The organism is Catenuloplanes japonicus (assembly GCF_000717135.1).
In the GTDB taxonomy this organism is placed as follows: Bacteria; Actinomycetota; Actinomycetes; order Mycobacteriales; family Micromonosporaceae; genus Catenuloplanes; species Catenuloplanes japonicus.
The window spans coordinates 25,937-43,434 of record NZ_JNXY01000031.1 but is presented as its reverse complement, the minus strand read 5'-3'; the positions used below and the strand labels follow the sequence as shown (position 1 = coordinate 43,434).

The following is a 17,498-nucleotide window of genomic DNA, read 5'->3' as shown; positions in this document are numbered from 1 at the left end:
TGCCGGGTCGGTAACACGGCGGCGACAACCGGTATATCCGGACGACACCTGCCCACGACAGCCTGGATCGCTCATCATCAGTGGGCTGACGGGAGCCGAGGCTGCGTGGATCTGCACACGATCTCCGAGATGATCGCGGCGCCGGACGCGCCGGACCCCGCCACGTGGCGGTCCGGCGACGCCTGGCTCGGCGGCGGCACCTGGCTCTTCTCCGAGCCGCAGCCGCACCTGCGCCGCCTGATCGACCTGCCGAGCCTGCGCTGGCCCGCGCTGACCGTCACGGACGACGGCCTGGAGATCGCCGCGACCTGCACGCTCGCGGAGCTGCACGCGTTCACCGCGCCGGACGGGTGGGCCGCGGCCCGGCTCTTCCCGCAGGCCTGCCGCGCGCTGCTGGGCAGCTTCAAGATCTGGAACGCGGCCACGGTCGGCGGCAACCTCTGCCTCGCGCTGCCGGCCGGGCCGATGATCTCGCTGACCGCGGCGCTGGACGGCGTCTGCACGATCCTCGGGCCGGACGGACCGCGCGCGCTGGCCGTCCCCGACCTCGTCACCGGCCCGCAGCGGAACGCGCTCGAGCCCGGTGAGCTGCTGCGGTCCGTGTTCCTGCCGGCCGCGGCGCTGCGGGAGACGGCCGCGTTCCGGCAGGTCTCGCTGAGCCCGGCGGGCCGGTCCGCCGCGCTGCTGATCGGGCGGCGCACGGCCGGGCTGGAGCTGACCGTGACCGCGTCGGTGACCCGGCCGCTGCGGCTGTCGTTCGAGGCGCCGCCGAGCGCGGCCGCGGTGCGGGAGGCGGTCGCGGCGATCCCGGCCGACGCGTACCACGACGACGTGCACGGCTCCCCCGCCTGGCGGCGGCACATGACGTTCGAGCTGGCCGAGGAGATCCGGGCGGAGCTGGCATGACGTACTCGATCAACGGTGCCGAGGTCGGCGCCACGCCACGGCCTGGGCAGTGCCTGCGCACGTTCCTGCGGGAGCAGGGCACGTTCGGCGTGCGGAAGGGCTGCGACGCCGGCGACTGCGGCGCCTGCACCGTGTGGCTGGACGGCACGCCGGTGCACAGCTGCGTGACACCGGCGTTCCGGGCGCAGGGACGCGACGTCACCACCGTGGAGGGCCTCGCCGACGGCGACACGCTGCATCCGGTGCAGCGCGACTTCGTGGAGGCGCAAGGGTTCCAGTGCGGGTTCTGCACCAGCGGCATGATCATGACGGCCGCGAAGCTGACGCCGGAGCAGCGCGCCGACCTGCCACACGCACTCAAGGGCAACCTGTGCCGGTGCACCGGCTACCGCGCGATCGAGGACTCGATCAACGGCGTCCCGCACGTGGAGACGCCGGAGGCGGGCCACTCGGCCGGCCACAACACCTCGGCGCCGGCCGCGCGCGCGATCGTCACCGGGAAGGCGCTGTTCACGCTGGACCTGCCGCCGGACGGGCTGCTGCACCTGAAGCTGCTGCGCTCGCCGCACGCGCACGCCCGGATCGTCGCGATCGACACCAGCGCGGCGCTGGCCGTACCCGGCGTGCATGCGGTCTTCACCCACGAGGACGCGCCGCCGCGGCTGTACTCCAGCGGCCGGCACGAGCACATGACGGACGACCCGGACGACACCCGCGTGCTGGACGACGTGGTGCGGCACGTCGGGCAGCGGGTCGCGGCCGTGGTGGCCGAGACCGTGGCCGCGGCGGAGGAGGGCGTGCGCGCGCTCGTCGTCGAATACGAGGTGCTGCCCGCGGTCTTCGACCCGGAGCTGGCGATGCGGCCCGGCGCACCGGTGATCCACGCCAAGCCGGCCGCGGAGACCCGGATCGCGTTCCCGGAGCGGAACACGGTCGCGGAGATCCACGGCAACCTGGGCGACGTCGCGGCCGGCTTCGACTCCGCCGACGTGATCTACGAGCAGATCTACCACACGCAGCGGGTCCAGCACGCCGCGCTGGAGACGCACGGCTGCGTCGCCTGGGTGGACGAGCGCGGCGCGCTCACGGTGCGGACCAGCACACAGGTGCCGTTCCTGACCCGGCAGGCGCTGTGCGCGGTGTTCAACCTGCCGCCGGAGCACGTGCGCGTGCTGACCGTGCGCGTCGGCGGCGGCTTCGGCGGCAAGCAGGAGATGCTGGTCGAGGACGTTGCCGCGCTGGCCGCGCTGCGCCTGGGCCGGCCCGTGCAGCTGGAGCTGACCCGCGAGGAGCAGTTCACCGGCACGACCAGCCGGCACCCGATGGCCATCTGGGTACGGGCCGGCGCGCGCGAGGACGGCACGCTGACCGCGCTGCAGCTGCGCGTGGTGTCGGACACCGGCGCCTACGCGAACCATGCGGTGGGCGTGCTGCATCACGGCTGCGGCGAGTCGGTCGCGGTCTACCGGTGTCCGAACAAGAAGGTCGACGCGTACGCGGTCTACACGAACACGGTGCCCGCGGGCGCGTTCCGCGGGTACGGCCTGAGCCAGACCGTCTTCGCGATCGAGTCGACCATGGACGAGCTGGCCCGGCTGCTGCACATCGACCCGGTCGCGTTCCGCGAGCGCAACATCGTCCGGCCCGGCGACCCGATGGTCTCGGTCAGCAACGAGCTGGACGACGTGGAGTACGGCAGCTACGGCCTCGACCAGTGCCTGACGCTGGTCCGGGACGCGCTGGCGGACTCGCCGGAGGCCGCACCCGGGCCGGGCTGGCTGGTCGGCGACGGCGTGGCGCTGGCGCTGATCAACACGATCCCGCCGCGCGGGCACTTCGCGGAGTCGGACCTGCGGCTGCTGCCCGACGGGACGTATCAGCTGCTGGTGGGCACGACCGAGTTCGGCAACGGCACCTCGACCGTGCACACGCAGCTGGCCGCGACCGCGCTGGGCACCACACCGGAACGGATCGCGATCGGGCAGTCGGACACCGCGCTGGTCGGGCACGACACCGGCGCGTACGGCTCGACCGGCGTGGTGGTGGCGGGCCGGGCGACGCTGCTGGCCGCGCAGGCGCTGCGACGCCGGTTGCAGGACGCGGCCGCGGTGCTGACCACTCTGCCGCCGGACGAGTGCGAGCTGACCGAGGAGGGCGTGGTCTGCGGCTCCGGGACCGTGCTGGGCCTGCCGGAGCTGCACCGCCGCGCCACCGAGGCCGGGCTGCCGGTGCAGGCGCACGCGAGCACTGACGGGTCCCCGCGCTCGGTCGCGTTCAACGTGCACGGCTTCCGGGTCGCGGTGCGGCCGCGTACCGGCGAGATCAGGATCTTGAGGAGCGTGCAGGCCGCCGATGCCGGCGTGGTGCTCAACCCGATGCAGCTGGTCGGCCAGATCGAGGGTGGCGTGGCGCAGGCGGTCGGCGCGGCCGTCTACGAGGAGATGCGGATCGGGCCGGACGGCCGGGTGGTGAATCCGGCGTTCCGCGGCTATCACGTGCCGCAGTTCGCGGACGTGCCGCACACGGAGGTGCTGGTGGCGAAGACCGCGGACTCGCTGGGCCCGATGGGCGCGAAGTCGATGAGCGAGAGCCCGTTCAACCCGGTCGCGCCCGCGCTGGCGAACGCGGTCCGGGACGCGACCGGCGTGCGGCTGACGTCGCTGCCGCTGGGCCGGGACCGGGTGTGGGAGGCGCTGGCGGCCGCGGGCGTCACGGCGGAGGACCCACCCGGCGGCCCGGTGCCGCACGCGCCGGCCGGGCTGCCCGAGGAGACGGCGGTGGAGCGACGATGACCGATGACAGGGAGTTTCTCGATCTGGCGGTGGCGGCCGCGGTGACGAACGTGCACGAGGGCGGCGGCCCGTTCGGCGCGCTGGTGATGCGCGGCGGCGAGGTGGTCGCGACCGGCGTCAACCAGGTCACGGCCACGCTGGACCCGACCGCGCACGCGGAGGTGGTGGCGATCCGGGCCGCCTGCCGCGCGCTCGGCACGTTCAAGCTGGAGGGCTGCGTGCTGGTCAGCTCGTGCGAGCCGTGCCCGCTGTGCCTGGCCGCCGCGCTGTGGGCCCGGGTGGACCGGGTGGTCTACGCGGCGGACCGGGACGACGCGGCGGACGCGGGCTTCGACGACCGGGCGTTCTACGACCTGTTCGCGCGGCCTCGGGACGAGTGGCCGGTGCTGGTCGCCCAGGCCGAGGCCGGGGACCGGGTGGCGCCGTTCACCGCCTGGGCGAACCGACCGGACCGGGTCGAGTACTGACCGGGGTCCGGGCCGGGTCGCGGCGCAGCACCACGACGTACTCGCTGCGGGCCGCGTCCAGCAGGCCGAGGCTGAGCGCGCGCACCAGGCCGCGGGCCAGCGACCACCGCCATCCCCTGACGCCGACCCTGTGGCGGAACCGGGTCTGCTTGTCGTCCTCGAAGTAGCCCTCGAAGACCGGCGCGAGTCCGTGCCGGGCGACCAGCGCCGTGATCGCGGCCGGGGCGATGGCGGGGCGCAGCGTGGTCGGGTACGGCCCGTAGCCCGGCTTGCCCGCGTTCGGGAAGCCGAGCACGCGGCGACGGAACCAGACGTGGAACGCGTGCGGCGTGCACTTGGTGAACACCGACTTCGGGCTGTGCAGGTGCGGGACCGCGAGCACGACCAGGCCGCCGGGCGCGACCATCTCCGCGAAGCGGGCGATCAGCACCTCCGGCCGCTCGACGTGCTCCAGCACGTACCAGCAGGTGATCAGGTCGAAGGACCGGGCCGGGGCGGTGTAGTCGTGCAGGTCGCCGACGATGCGCTCGTGCAGCCGGGGGTTGAGGCCCATCGCGGTGTCGTCCGTGTCCACGCCGACGATGTAGGCGTCGTCCGGCACGTCGAGCCGGATGCGCTTGCCGGCGCCGGCCTCGAGCGCGCGCAGCGGCGCCCCGTCGGGCGTGCGGAGCAGGCCGGTCACCATGCGTTGCAGCGCGGCCGTGACCTCGTCCGGGGTGCCGAGGACCGGATCGGCACCCCACTCGACCCGAGCCCTCTTGTCCGATTCATCCGACATAGGGGCATTATTCAGATTCAGCCCGGCGGGCCGGGCCCCGGCGCGCCGGAACGTCAGTCGATCGGGCGCTTGAAGTGGTAGCGGTGGACCTCGGTGGTGCCCTGGAGGTTGTTCACGTCCTCGACCGCGGTGATCATCTCCCAGCCCGCGGCGCCCGCCTGGTTGAGCTGCGAGATCACGGCGGTGCCGTAGACGGTCACGTCCTGGACCGTGCCGTCCGGGGCGTACCAGGCGAACGTGATCCGCCACTGCCCCCCGTCCGGAACGCGCCGACGGATGAGCAAGGCGTACTCCCACTTGACCATGTGGACATTATGCGGACGGATTCACGCTTTCGGAGGGTGCACCGCACATGAACGCGGGAGGTCCACAGAGACCCGCGGCGTCCGATCGGTGACAGACACGGGATCACGGGCCTGCCGGGCCTGATCATCGGGCTCTCCGCGGCGTCCCGGGAGTCCATCATGGAGTGCCGCCTCGCCCTGGTCATGCGCCGTAGCGCGCCGGTCGTCCACGTCCACCCCGGCCCGCCGTCCGACGGCCCGCTCGGCCCGGAGCCACCGGCGGTGGCCGGGCTGCTGACCCATCGATGAACCGTCACCGCCCGCGCGGAGACCGCCACGCTGCTCGAACTCGTCGCGGAGGCGCGCGCCCCGCCGTGGCTGTTCTACCCGGCGGTCGACGACGGCGACCGCACCACCGCGTGGGGCCTGCCGAGCGGGAAGCGCGACGGGCTGCGGCCCGGCCAGACGGTCACGATCCGGGTACGAACCTGGACGCGACGTGTACTGGATGTTCGCGAGGCGAAAAGCTGAAGACGGCCGTCAGGGTGCCGAATGGGTGCGTGACGGGTGTTTTTCCGCACGCCGGACGACGACGTCCCTGGAGGCGCTGCCGTGATGGTCCCGGTCGACGAGGTGCTCTACGAGAGCGAGCGCACCCTCGTGACGTGGCGCCGCACGGACGGCGCGGTCCCGATCGTGCTCAAGCGGCTGCGCGGGCCGCAGGCGGAGGACCGGGCCCGGCACGAGCGCGCGATGCTGGAGCGCGCGGCCGGGCTGCCCGGCGTCCCCCGGCTCGCGACCGGCCGGGACGAGGACGACGTGGTGGCGCTGATCGGCGACGTCACCGGCGGTCGCACGCTCGCGGTCGCGCTCACCGACGGCCCGCTGTCCTCGGACGCGGCGCTCCTGCTCGCGCGCGGGCTGGCCGACTCGCTGACCGGGTTGCACCGGCGCGGCATCCTGCATCGAGACATCACGCCCGCGAACGTGCTGCTCGGCCCGGACGGCGCGCCGACGCTGATCGACTTCGGGCTGGCGACCGCGCAGGTGGAGGGCCCGGACGCGGGACGGCTGATCGGCACGCTCGCCTACGTGGCACCGGAACAGACCGGGCGTACCGGTCGGGGCGTGGACCAGCGCGCGGACCTCTACGGGCTGGGCGCGACCGTCTACGCGGCGCTGACCGGCGGGCCGCCGTTCCGGGACGAGGACCCGCTGCGGCTGGTGCACGACATCCTGGTGGCGGTGCCTGAGGAGCCATCCGTGCTGCGCACGGGCGTGCCGGCCGGACTGTCCTCGATCGTGATGCGGCTGCTGGAGAAGGAGCCGGACCGGCGGTACCAGAGCGCGGAGGGCCTGGCGCACGACCTGTCGCACGCGCTCACGCCCGGCTTCGTGCTCGGCGAGCGGGACTTCCCGGCGCGGCTGACCGCGCCGGCGCGCCCGGTCGGCCGCGCCGCGGAGATCGAGGCGCTGCGCACGGCGATGAGTGATGACACCGCGCTGGTGACGATCGGCGGCCCGCCCGGTATCGGCCGCTCCAGCCTGCTGGCCGAGGGCCGGTCGCTGGCCGAGGAGTGCGGCGCGCACTTCCTGACCGGCCGGTTCGACCCGCGGCGGCTGGGGCCGGGCGAGGACGGGCTGTCGGTCGCGTTCGGGGCGCTGGGCCGGTTGCTGCTCGCCGAGCCGGAGGCGACGCTGCGCGAGATGCGCCACCGGCTGCACGAGGTGCTGGGCGAGAACGCGGCGCTGGCCGCACGCGTGGTGCCGGACTTCGGCGCCGCGCTCGGCGTCCCGCCCGGCGCGCCGGCGGAGGCGATGGACCCGGAGCAGATGGAGAGCCGGCTGACGCAGTCCGCGGTCACCATGCTGCGGGTGGTCAGCTCACAGGCGTACCCGCTGGTGCTGGCGCTCGATGATTTTCACCTGGCGCCGCAGACGGCGGCCCGAGCGGTCGAGGCGATCGTCGCGGAGGGCCCGATCCCGGGGCTGACCGTGGTCGTCACGCACCGGGAGACCGCGGCGGTGCTGACCGGGGCGGCCGGGGCGGCGCTGCACCTGCGACTCGGCGGGCTGACCGTGGACGCGGTCACGAAACTGATCACGGACGTGCTGCGCGCGCCGGTGGCGGACGCGGCCGGGCTCGCCGCGGCCGTGCACGCCCGGACCGGAGGGCATCCCGCGGACGTGCTGGCGCTGCTCAACGAGCTCCGCACGACCGGGGCGCTACGGGTCCGCACGGACGGCTGGACGTGGGACGCGGACGCGCTGCGCCGTCATCTCGGCGAGGGTGACGCGGGCGAGCGGCTGGCGGCCCGGATCGCCGCGCTGCCGGAGACCGCGCGCGACATGCTGACCGTGCTCTCCTGCCTGGGCGGGCAGGCAACCCCGGAACTGCTGGGCGACGCGTGCGGGCGGCCCGCCGGGGCCGCCCTGGAGGCGCTCACGCCCGCGCTGGACGACGGTCTGGCGGCGTTCGCCGGGGAGACCGTGCGGACCGGGCACGAACGCGTCCAGGAGGCGCTGCGGGCGGACGTGGACGCGGCCCGGCGGGCGCTCGCGCGGCGACTGGCGGCGTCGCCGGCGCATCGCGAGGTCGCGGCGGACCTGTTCCTCGCGTCCGGGCCGCCGGCCGATCCGGCCGACCGGGCTCTGGCCGGGCCGCTGTTCGCGGAGGCGGCGGAGACGACCCAGATCCTCGACCCGGAACGGTCCGAGCGGTACCTGAGCGCGGCCATCGCGGTGTCGGACGGCACGGACCCGGCAGCGCTGCTGACGCTGCACGCCCACCGGCACGCCGCGCTCTGCCGGCTGGGACGGCTGGACGAGGGTGACCAGGAGTACCGGTACATCGAGATCCACTGCCCGGATCCGATCGGCCGGGTGCCGAGCGCGTGCATGCAGATCAGCTCGCTGAACAGGCGGACCCGGTTCACGGACGCGCTGGAGCTCGGCAGCGACCTGCTCGGCCGGATCGGGCTGCCGGTGGTGCACTCGCCGTCCGACGCGCGCATGGAGCAGGTGTCCGCGTGGGCGGAGGCGCTAACCGAGGCCGGCGATCCGCGCCCGGAGAACCGGGACCGCGCGCACCAGGCGCGCGCCAAGCTGATCAACTCTCTGATGCCGAACGCGGTGGTGGCCGGCCCGGAGATGATGGCCTGGCTGCAGACGACCGCGCACCGGCTGTGGGTCACGGACGGCCCGGCGGCGCGGCTGGCCTCACCGGTCGCCGCGAGCGCGTTCGCGCTGATCGCCGCGCGCGACGACTACCGGCTCGGCTACCGGATCGTCCGGTACCTGCTGGCCGAGGCGGAGCGGCGCGGCTGGGCGCAGGCCACCGCGGAGCTGCAGTTCGCCTTCGTCGCGTGGGCCGGTCACTGGTACGAGCGGCTGGAGGACGTGCTCCCGGTGGCCCGGACCGCGTTCGCCGGCCTGGTCCGCGACGGCGCCACCACCCAGGCCGGTCTGGCGTGCAGCGGCCTGGCCGCCTACGTACTGGACAGCGGCACGATCGGGGTGCTGGACGAGCAGGTCGCGGGCGCGATCCGGTACGCGCGGTACACCGGCCACGCCCAGGCAGGGCTGATCCAGGGCGCTTTCCGGCATTTCGGGTGCGTCATGCGTGGCGAGCCCGACGACGACTTCGACGAGGCCGCGCATCTGGCCCGGGTCGACAGGAACCCGCCGGCCGCGCACACCGCGCACGCGCTGCGCGGGCTCGCCGCGCTCATCGCCGGCGACGACGCTACGGCGCGGGCCTCGACCGCCGCGGCCGCGGAGCTCCTGCCCCGGAGTCCGGGCTTCTACCTGGGCACCACGACCCGAGTGCTGTGCGTGCTGACCGGCGTGGACCCGGACGGCGCCGCCGCCTGGCTGGACGCGCGGGCCGCGGCCGCGCCCGGCAACTTCTCGCACCTGGCCGCGCTGGCCGCGGCGGAGCGGGCCCGGCGGGACGGTGACCGGTGGGCGGCCACGGCCTGCTACGACACCGCGCTGCGCGAGGTGAGCCGGCGACGGCGGCCGTGGCACTACGCGGTGATCGCGGAGCGCGCGGCCGTGTTCCAGCTGGCCCAGGGGAACGAGTACGCCGGCAACGGGCTGCTCGGCCTGGCCCGGGACGCCTACGACGGCTGGGGCGCGACCGCGAAGGTCCGGGCGCTGGAGGCCGCGCACCCCTGGCTGAGCGGTCGCCGCGCCGACCCGGACCGGCCGCACAGCACCAGCACCGCGCCCACCGGCAGCCTGAACAACCTGGACATCGACCTGCTGGGCGTGCTGGACGCGGCCCGCACGCTCAGCTCGGAGACCACGGTCGGCGCGCTGCGCGAGCGCGTCGGCGAGGTGCTGCGCGCGCTGACCGGCGCGACCGGCGTGGCGTTGCTGGTCGCGGCGGAGACCGGCTCCGGCCCGCGGTCCGTGGTCCGGTACGTGCAGCGCACCGGCACGGCCGTGCTCAGCGGCGACGCGGTGCGTGACGACCGGTTCGCGCGCGACCCCTACTTCGCCGGCGTGGCCCGGTGCGCGCTGCTGGCGATGCCGGTGGTGGCACGCGGCGAGGACATCGCGGTGCTGATCCTGGAGAACCGCAGCAGCCGCGACGCGTTCACGGCGGACCGGCTGGACGCGGTGCGCCTGGTCACCGGCCAGCTCGCGGTGTCGCTGGAGAACGCGCAGCTCTACGCGTCGCTGGAGGCGAAGATCGCGGACCGGACGCGGGAGCTGGAGGAGGCGAACGCCCGGCTGGAGCAGCTCGCGGTCACCGACCCGCTGACCGGGCTGACGAACCGGCGACGGATGGACACGCTGCTGGACGCGGAGTGGCGGCGGGCCGCGCGGCCGAAGCATCCGCTCTCGGTCGCCATGATCGACATCGACCACTTCAAGGGATATAACGACCATTACGGGCATCAGGGCGGGGACCGCTGCCTGACCACCGTCGCCGCGACCGTGGCCGCGACCGTGCGCTCCACCGACTACGTGGCCCGGTACGGCGGCGAGGAGTTCTGCATCATCCTGCCCGAGACGCCGCTCGCGGACGCACTTGTGGTAGCCGGACGCGTACGCGCCGCGATCGAGGCGCTGCGCGAGCCGCATGCACTGTCACCGCACGGCATCGTCACCGTGAGCATCGGCGTCGCGGCCGGTCTGCCCGGCCCGAACGGGTCGGTCGACACGCTGCTGAAGCTCGCCGACGAGTACCTCTACGACGCCAAGCGATCGGGCCGTAACCGGGTCTCCTCCGAATGACAAAGATCCGATAGTGATGTATGGGCCGGTCGCGGGCCTGTGAGGCGAACGATGACGAACCAGGTGGCGGCGCACTGGTTTCGTCCGGGTACGGTCCACTTCGTGTCCGACACCCCGCAGCGCGAGATCGCCGGCCGCTATCGACTCCTCCGCCCCCTCGGCCAGGGCGCCATGGGCCGTGTCTGGCTGGCACGCGACGAGATGCTTCAGCGCGACGTCGCGCTGAAGGAGATCGTGCCGCCGGCCGGGCTGACCGGCGACGAGGTGCAGGAGCTCCGCGAGCGCGCGCTGCGCGAGGCACGGGCCATCGCCAAGGTCAGCCAGAGCAACGTGGTCCGCATCTTCGACGTGCTCCGCACCGGCGACGAGCCGTGGATCGTCATGGAGTACGTCGAGTCCGACTCCCTGCAGAAGGTGATCGCGACGACCGGGCCGGTGACGCCGCTCCGGGCCGCGGAGATCGGCCTGCGCGTGCTGGGCGCGCTGCGGGCCGCCCACGCGGTCGGCGTGCTGCACCGCGACATCAAGCCGGCGAACGTGCTGCTCGGCACGGACGGCCGAATAGTGCTCACCGACTTCGGCCTGGCCACGGCCGGTGACGATCCGGGCATGACGCGCACCGGCGTGGTGATGGGCTCCCCCGCCTACCTCGCGCCGGAACGGGCGATCGGCGGTCCGGTGGGCGCATCCGCGGACCTGTGGTCGCTGGGCGCCTCGCTCTACGCGGCCGTGGAGGGGCGGGCGCCGTACACCCGGCCCTCGTCCATAGCCACGCTGGCCGCGCTCGCCACCGAGCTGCCGCCGATGCCGCAGAAGGCCGGGCCGCTGCTGCCGGTGCTGGAGGGCCTGCTGCGCCGCGATCCCGCGCGCCGGGCCGACGCGTTCGAGGCGGAGCGACTGCTGCGGCACGCGCTCTCCGGCGCGCCCGCGCACGCCGGGGCCGGCATGGCGTCCGGCACCTGGGCGAACCCGGACGGGGGCGCGGTCAGCGGCGGCAACGCGGCACAGTCCGCGCCCCACCACCAGTCCGTGCCGGTCAGCGCGCTGTCCCAGGCCCGGCCCCGGCATGCGGCGCCGGCCCACGCGGGACCGACCACCATGCTGCCGGCCGCGATGCGCGCGCCGGCCGGCCCGACCGTGGAGATCCCGCCGGGCTCGTCCCTGCCGATCCCCGGGCGCGGCTACCCCCCGGCGCGGTCACGCGGTGAGTACGGCTCGCTCTACCTGCTGGTCGGCGCGCTGGTCCTGGTGCTGATCCTGGCGATCATCCTGGGCATGCGGGTGTTCAACCCGCCCTCGGAAATCAACATCATCTCGGATGCGCCGACCATCAGCGCGGCACCGGCGCCCACGGCCACCAGCTCGCCCACGCCGTCACCGACCGCGGCGTCCCCGACGCCGTCGCGGACCAAGGCGTCGCCCACGCCCTCCCGGGCGGTGGTGGTGCCGACCAACCTGACGCCGGTCGTGCCCGCGGGACGGCTGGTCAACCCGGTCAGCGGCCGGTGCCTCGCGGTGCCCGGCAGCGACCCGGCCACCGCCGCGCCGATCCACATCTGGGACTGCGACGGCACCCCCGGCACGATCTTCACGCTGCCCGGCAACGGCGCGCTGCAGGTGCTCGGCCAGTGCGTCCAGGTCGACAGCCCGAACCTCGGCAGTCAGCTGCACGTGGCGGCCTGCAACGGCAGCCTGGCGCAGACGTTCGCGCTGCTGCCGGACACCTCGCTGATCAGCCTCCAGACCAACAAGTGCCTGGACGTGACCGGCGCGAAGACGGACAACGGCACGCCGATCCAGATCTACGACTGCAACGCGACCGGCGCGCAGCAGTGGGCGATCAGCTGAGCGGTTCGTTCTCCCGCCACCGCCGCTCGAAGACGATGCGGTGGCGGTCGCCCGGGAGCACGTTGACCGTGCACGCCACCGGCCGGTCGTCGGCCGTGTAGCCGGTGTCGTAGTGCACCGCGACCGGCGTGCCCGGTCCGAGCCCGAGCCGGCGGATCTCGTCCGGCGTGGGCATGCGTACGAAGATCTCGTCGACCGCGCGCTCCTGCTTGTGACCGAGGTCCGCGAGCACCTGGTCCGTGCCGCGCGGGATGTAGGACGGCGACACGATCTCGGAGTCCTTCACCAGGTCCAGCGGGAAGTGCGAGTCGTTGATGTTGACCGGCTCGCCGTTGATGAACCGCACCCGGCGGCGGATCACGACGGTCGCGCCCGGCTCGACGCGGAGCCGCTCCGCCAGGTCCGGCGTGGCCTGCACCAGCGCGATGTCGATGCTCATGCTGGGCACCCGGCCCTCGTCGCTGATCTGCTGCGAGAACCGGTCCATGGTCGCGCGGGCCGGCATCGGCCGGGACTTCTCCTGCGGCCGGTAGATCAGCCGCTCCCACTCGCGGACGAAGTAGCCGTGCGGCCGCCGCGCCACGATCAGGCCCTCGGTGACCAGCACCCCCAGGCCGGTACGCACGGTCTGCCGTACGACGCCGAACTGCTCACCGATCTCGTGCTCGGTCGGCAGCCGCTCGCCCGGGGCCAGCTCCCCGGACGAGATCTTGTCTCGGTACGCGGCGGCGATGCGCCGGTAGGCGGGCTCCATGCTCCTCCTTCAGATCGTCTAGACAATGTACTTGACGGGCCCGCTCTGCCGCCGACATCATATTGTCTAGTCAATCCAAACGTTGGAGGACCCATGGACGCCCGCACCATGACCGACGACCTGGCCACGCTGGTCGCGGTCGAGTCTCCGTCCACCGACGACCGCGCGCTCGACGCCAGCGCCCACGTCGTCGCCGCGCTCGGCACCCGGCTGCTCGGCGCCGCGCCGGAGCGGCACGGCCACCACCTGATCTGGCGGCACGGGCCCACCAGGGTCCTGCTCCTCGGCCACCACGACACGGTCTGGCCGCTCGGCACGCTCGACCGCTGGCCGTTCACGATCGACGGCGACCGCGCCACCGGGCCCGGCTGCTTCGACATGAAGGCCGGGCTGGTCCAGCTCTTCCACGCGCTCGGCACCCGGCCCGCGCTGGACGGCATCACCGTTGTCGTCAACGCGGACGAGGAGATCGGCTCCACCACGTCCCGCGAGCTCATCCACGACGCCGCGGCCGGAGCCCGCGCGGCGCTCGTGTGCGAGCCCAGCGCCACCGGCGGCGCGCTGAAGACCGCGCGCAAGGGCATCGGCCGCTACCGGGTGGAGGTCACCGGCCGCGCCGCGCACGCCGGCCTCGAACCGCACCTCGGCGTGAACGCCGCGATCGAGCTGGCCCACCAGACGCTGGCGATCGCCGCGCTCGGGCTCGGCGACACCACCGTCACGCCCACCCTCGCCGAGGCCGGCACCAGCGACAACACGGTCCCGGCCGGCGCGTCGCTGACCGTCGACATGCGCGGCTTCGACCCGGCCGAGTTCGTCCGGGTCGAGACCGCGCTGCGCGGCCTGCGCCCGGTGCTGCCCGGCGCCGCACTGACCGTCACCGGCGGCGTCTCCCGCCCGCCGATGCCGCCGGCCACCTCCGCCGGCCTGCACCGGCTCGCCCACCGCGCCGCGGCCCGGCTCGGCCAGGCCCCGCTGCCCGGCGTGGCGGTCGGCGGCGCGTCCGACGGCAACCTCACGGCCGCGCGCGGCGTACCCACGCTGGACGGCCTAGGCCCGGTCGGCGGCAACGCGCACGCGGAGGGCGAATGGGTCGACCTCGCGGCCATGCCCGGCCGGGCCGCGCTGCTGGCCACGCTGATCACGGAGATCCACGACTGACCCTCCACAGTGGCGCCGCGATTTTTCCGTCCGGCCGTGAACTCGGCGGCCCTCCGTCTCGTTCCTGTGGCGGATTTCGGCCTCAGAGAGGGTGCGACGCTGTGCCTCAGATAAGCCTCCGAGAACTTGCCGGTGTCGGTCGCGGCGCCACCGGCATCGTTCTGACCGGACTCGCGGTGGTCACGATGACCGCGGCCACGATCAGCTGGGGCGTCGCGCTCGCGGCGAACGACGACCTCACCGGCCATACGGTCGACGACCGTCAGCTCGCCGCCGTGCTCAGCGCCGGGCACTCCTGCCCGATGCTCTCCTCATCCCGCCTCGCCGGCCAGCTGATGGCCGAGTCCGGGCTGAACGTCGCCGCCACCGACACCGCGTCCGGCGGCACCGGCCTGGCCGGGCTGAACGACGAGGACTGGAAGAAGTGGGCGCCGTGGCCGAACGCGGCCCGCACCGACACCAACGCGGTCGTGCTCGCGCTGGCCCACAAGATGTGCGGCCTCAGCGGCGAGCTGCGGATGTCCGGCGTCGGCGGCGACCCGTGGCGGATGTCGCTGGCCGCGTTCCGGTCCGGGCGGGAGGCCGTGGTGACGGCCGGCGGCGTACCCGAGGAAGCCCAGACCTACGTGGACAACGCGACCGGTTACGCGGACTACTACCAGAAGCTCCCCCAGTTCGGCGCCGCCGGCACGGCCGGGGCCGCGGAGTCGGTCGCGACCGGGCCCGCCGCCGAGGCCGTGCCGCTGCCCGCGGAGTTCGTGGCGCCGGTCGCCGCCGCCGGGAAGTACTGCCCCGAGGTCACGTCCGCGGCCGTGGCCGGCGAGGTGATGGCCGCCTCCGCGTTCAACCCGAGCCGGCTCGGCGTCGCCGGGCGCGAGGGCATCGCCCAGTTCCGCACGGACGTCTGGGAGACCTACGGCCCGGCCGGCGCCTCCGCCTGGGACGCGGACGTCGCCATCCCCGCGGTCGGCGACGTGCTCTGCCGCCTGACCGACGAGTTCGCCGGCTTCGAGGGCGACCCGTACCTGCTGGCGCTCGCCGCGTTCCACTCCGGCCCGGACACGGTCCGGCGCGCCGGCGGCATCCCGGACGCGATGACCCGCGCATTCCTGGAGAACGCGGCCGACTACGCCGACTACTACCGGCTCGACACCCGCATCGGTGGCGGCCCGGCCGCGCAGCCGTCCGGCTCCGCGCCCGCCTCGGCCCCGGCGTCCGCGCCCGCGTCCGCGCCGGGCTCCGCGCCCGCGTCGGCCGGCAGCCCGTCCGGATCCGCCGGACCGGCCGCGCCGAAGCCCGCCGACCTGGTCACATTCAGCTACCCGAGCTTCACCAGCGCGAACGGGCTGAAGCTGAACGGCTCCGCCAAGGTCGCGAACGGCCGGCTCAACCTGACCACCGGGCTGAACCAGGCCGGCAGCGCCTACTCCGGCACCACCATCGACCCGTCGCGGTCGTTCAGCACCTCGTTCGCCGGCATCATCACCCAGCCCACCGACGGCTACGCGTTCCTGCTGCAGAGCTCCGGACCGGGCGCGATCGGCGGCACCGGCGGCGGCATGGGCTACTCCGGCATCGGCCCGAGCATCGCGGTCGAGTTCGACACGTGGCGCGCCGACAACGACCCGAACTCGGAGCAGCACATCGCGGTCCTCCCCGACGGCGACCTCAGCACGCACCTGGCCTGGGCCGACGTGAAGTTCGACATGCGCGTCGGCACGCCCACGAACGTGTGGATCGACTACGACGCCGGCGCGAAGAAGCTGAGCGTCTACGCGAGCCAGAGCACCTCGAAGCCCGGCTCACCGATGCTCAGCCACACCATCGACCTGGCGAAGAAGTTCGGCGGCGCGAAGGTCTACGCGGGCTTCGGCGCCGGCACCGGCAACACCAACCTGACCGACACCCGCGACTGGATCGCGAACTGGACGTTCACCGGCAAGTAGGACCATCATCGTCGGCGTGCCCGTCACGCGACGTACCGTCCTGAGCTCCGGTCTCGGCGCAGCCGCTCTCGCACTGAGCGGCTGCGCCGAGCCGTCTCCGCCTCTGTGGGGCACACCGTCATCTCCCGCGGCCCCCTCGCCCTCGCCGCCGGGGGAACCCACTCCGGCACCGCGCGCCGCGTCGTCGCCGGCCGCGGACGCCGCCATCCACTCCGTCCTGACCCGGCACCTCTCGCCGAGCCCGGAACATCCACAGCATCCGGGGTACGCCGGAGCGGTGGCGATCGCGTGGCAGGACGGCCTGCCGCTGGCGTCGGCCACGGTCGGTGACGCGCTGCGCTACCGCGCCGGCCCGGTCGAACTACCGGCCGCGGACCGCGAGGCGATGCGCGCCGACTCGATCCTCGACCTGGCGTCGATCACCAAGGTCTACACCGCCATCCTGACGCTGCGCCTCGTCGACCAGGGGAAACTGGACCTCGACGTACCCCTGTCGCGTTTTCTTCCGCAGTTCACCGCGCCCGGCGTCACCGCGGCGATGCTGCTCACCCACACCAGCGGGCTGCCGGTCTCCCCCGCGACGCCGGCCGGGTTCCTGAGCACGCCACCGGCCGCCGCGCCCGGCACCGTGTTCCGCTACTCCGGCGTCGGCCCGATGGTGCTCGGCCGGCTGATCGAGAAGCAGACCGGGCTCCCGCTCGACCGGGCGCTGCGCGAGCACGTCACCGGCCCGCTCGGCCTCTCCGACACCGGCTACCTGCCGCTGACCTGGGTGCGCGACCCCTCGCGCATCGCCGCCACCGACGCCCGGACGTCCCGCGGCCTGCTGCGCGGCCAGGTCCACGACGACATCTGCGACGCGCTCGGCGGCGTCGCCGGGCACGCCGGCATCTTCGCCACCGCCGCGGACGTCGCGGTCATCGGCCAGCTGCTGCTGGACGGCGGCACCTACCGCGGCACGCGCATCCTCTCCGCGGAGATCGTCGCCCGGATGCGCACGGACGCGAACCCCGGCATGCCGGTCGCGGCCGGTGAGCACGCGGGACGGACCGCCGCCTACGGCCTCGGCGTGGTCATGGGCCAGCCGTGGTTCATGGGCGCGCTGTCGTCCCCCGGCACGTTCGGCCACACCGGCTTCACCGGCACGTCCCTGCTGGTCGACCCGGTGCGCCGCGTCGTGGTCGTGCTGCTGACCAACCGCGCCCACCCGAACTGGAACTGGGCCGATCCCGACCCCTACCGCGTGGACGTCCACGACGCGGTCGCCGGCCTCGTTCGCTGAACACCCGTTTCGGATCGTGCTTCCCGGGTAGCC

Annotated in this window: 12 protein-coding genes; 9 read left to right on the top strand and 3 right to left on the bottom strand. The window is 74.1% G+C overall.

Features of this window, described 5'->3' with window-relative positions:
* Nucleotides 1-105 precede the first annotated feature (105 nt).
* From OP04_RS35960 to OP04_RS35950, 3 genes are read left to right on the top strand one after another with little or no spacing between them, the layout of a single operon-like run.
* Nucleotides 106-906, top strand: a complete 801-nt coding sequence (locus OP04_RS35960) for an FAD binding domain-containing protein (protein WP_033344411.1) — start codon at nucleotides 106-108, stop codon at nucleotides 904-906.
* Complete coding sequence (locus OP04_RS35955) at nucleotides 903-3,698, top strand: molybdopterin-dependent oxidoreductase (RefSeq protein WP_063746769.1); 2,796 nt, start codon at nucleotides 903-905, stop codon at nucleotides 3,696-3,698. Before OP04_RS35960 ends, OP04_RS35955 begins: the two co-directional genes overlap by 4 nt.
* The gene (locus OP04_RS35950) at nucleotides 3,695-4,165 is read left to right on the top strand and encodes a nucleoside deaminase (RefSeq protein ID WP_033344410.1); all 471 of its coding nucleotides are present in this window, start codon (nucleotides 3,695-3,697) and stop codon (nucleotides 4,163-4,165) included. The genes OP04_RS35955 and OP04_RS35950 overlap by 4 nt, the downstream gene beginning before the upstream one ends.
* On the opposite strand, the gene OP04_RS50500 is transcribed toward OP04_RS35950, so the two are convergent.
* Together OP04_RS50500 and OP04_RS35940 are read right to left on the bottom strand one after the other, a co-directional pair.
* Nucleotides 4,125-4,943: a class I SAM-dependent methyltransferase gene (locus OP04_RS50500; RefSeq protein WP_051799612.1), complete on the bottom strand. Its 819-nt coding sequence runs from the start codon at nucleotides 4,941-4,943 to the stop codon at nucleotides 4,125-4,127. The two genes, OP04_RS35950 and OP04_RS50500, sit on opposite strands and share 41 nt — an antisense overlap.
* Nucleotides 4,944-4,996: 53 nt before the next feature.
* Nucleotides 4,997-5,248 carry a hypothetical protein gene (locus OP04_RS35940; RefSeq protein ID WP_033344409.1) on the bottom strand — a complete coding sequence of 84 codons (252 nt, stop codon included), beginning with the start codon at nucleotides 5,246-5,248 and terminating at the stop codon, nucleotides 4,997-4,999.
* A 159-nt stretch (nucleotides 5,249-5,407) separates the two neighbouring features.
* On the opposite strand from OP04_RS35940, the gene OP04_RS56590 reads away from it, so the two are divergent.
* The 3 genes from OP04_RS56590 to OP04_RS54980 all read left to right on the top strand — a co-directional run bounded on the left by OP04_RS56590 (nucleotide 5,408) and on the right by OP04_RS54980 (nucleotide 12,322).
* Nucleotides 5,408-5,536, top strand: coding sequence for a hypothetical protein (locus OP04_RS56590; RefSeq protein ID WP_269746726.1), 129 nt, complete (start codon nucleotides 5,408-5,410; stop codon nucleotides 5,534-5,536).
* 306 nt (nucleotides 5,537-5,842) lie between these two features.
* Nucleotides 5,843-10,474: a diguanylate cyclase gene (locus OP04_RS35935; protein WP_063746767.1), complete on the top strand. Its 4,632-nt coding sequence runs from the start codon at nucleotides 5,843-5,845 to the stop codon at nucleotides 10,472-10,474.
* A gap of 102 nt (nucleotides 10,475-10,576) precedes the next feature.
* Nucleotides 10,577-12,322: a protein kinase domain-containing protein gene (locus OP04_RS54980; RefSeq protein WP_232323869.1), complete on the top strand. Its 1,746-nt coding sequence runs from the start codon at nucleotides 10,577-10,579 to the stop codon at nucleotides 12,320-12,322.
* Here OP04_RS54980 and OP04_RS35925 read toward each other — a convergent pair.
* Nucleotides 12,315-13,076 carry a GntR family transcriptional regulator gene (locus tag OP04_RS35925; RefSeq protein ID WP_033344408.1) on the bottom strand — a complete coding sequence of 254 codons (762 nt, stop codon included), beginning with the start codon at nucleotides 13,074-13,076 and terminating at the stop codon, nucleotides 12,315-12,317. The genes OP04_RS54980 and OP04_RS35925 overlap by 8 nt on opposite strands.
* A 93-nt stretch (nucleotides 13,077-13,169) precedes the next feature.
* Between OP04_RS35925 and OP04_RS35920 the strand changes: the two genes are divergently transcribed.
* The 3 genes from OP04_RS35920 to OP04_RS35910 all read left to right on the top strand — a co-directional run bounded on the left by OP04_RS35920 (nucleotide 13,170) and on the right by OP04_RS35910 (nucleotide 17,465).
* Nucleotides 13,170-14,237 (top strand): M20 family metallopeptidase, encoded by a 1,068-nt coding sequence (locus tag OP04_RS35920; RefSeq protein ID WP_051799610.1) that lies wholly within the window; start codon nucleotides 13,170-13,172, stop codon nucleotides 14,235-14,237.
* A gap of 101 nt (nucleotides 14,238-14,338) precedes the next feature.
* Nucleotides 14,339-16,183 (top strand): lectin-like domain-containing protein, encoded by a 1,845-nt coding sequence (locus tag OP04_RS35915; RefSeq protein ID WP_157240824.1) that lies wholly within the window; start codon nucleotides 14,339-14,341, stop codon nucleotides 16,181-16,183.
* A 277-nt stretch (nucleotides 16,184-16,460) separates the two neighbouring features.
* Complete coding sequence (locus OP04_RS35910; RefSeq protein WP_232323868.1) at nucleotides 16,461-17,465, top strand: serine hydrolase domain-containing protein; 1,005 nt, start codon at nucleotides 16,461-16,463, stop codon at nucleotides 17,463-17,465.
* Nucleotides 17,466-17,498: the final 33 nt, after the last annotated feature.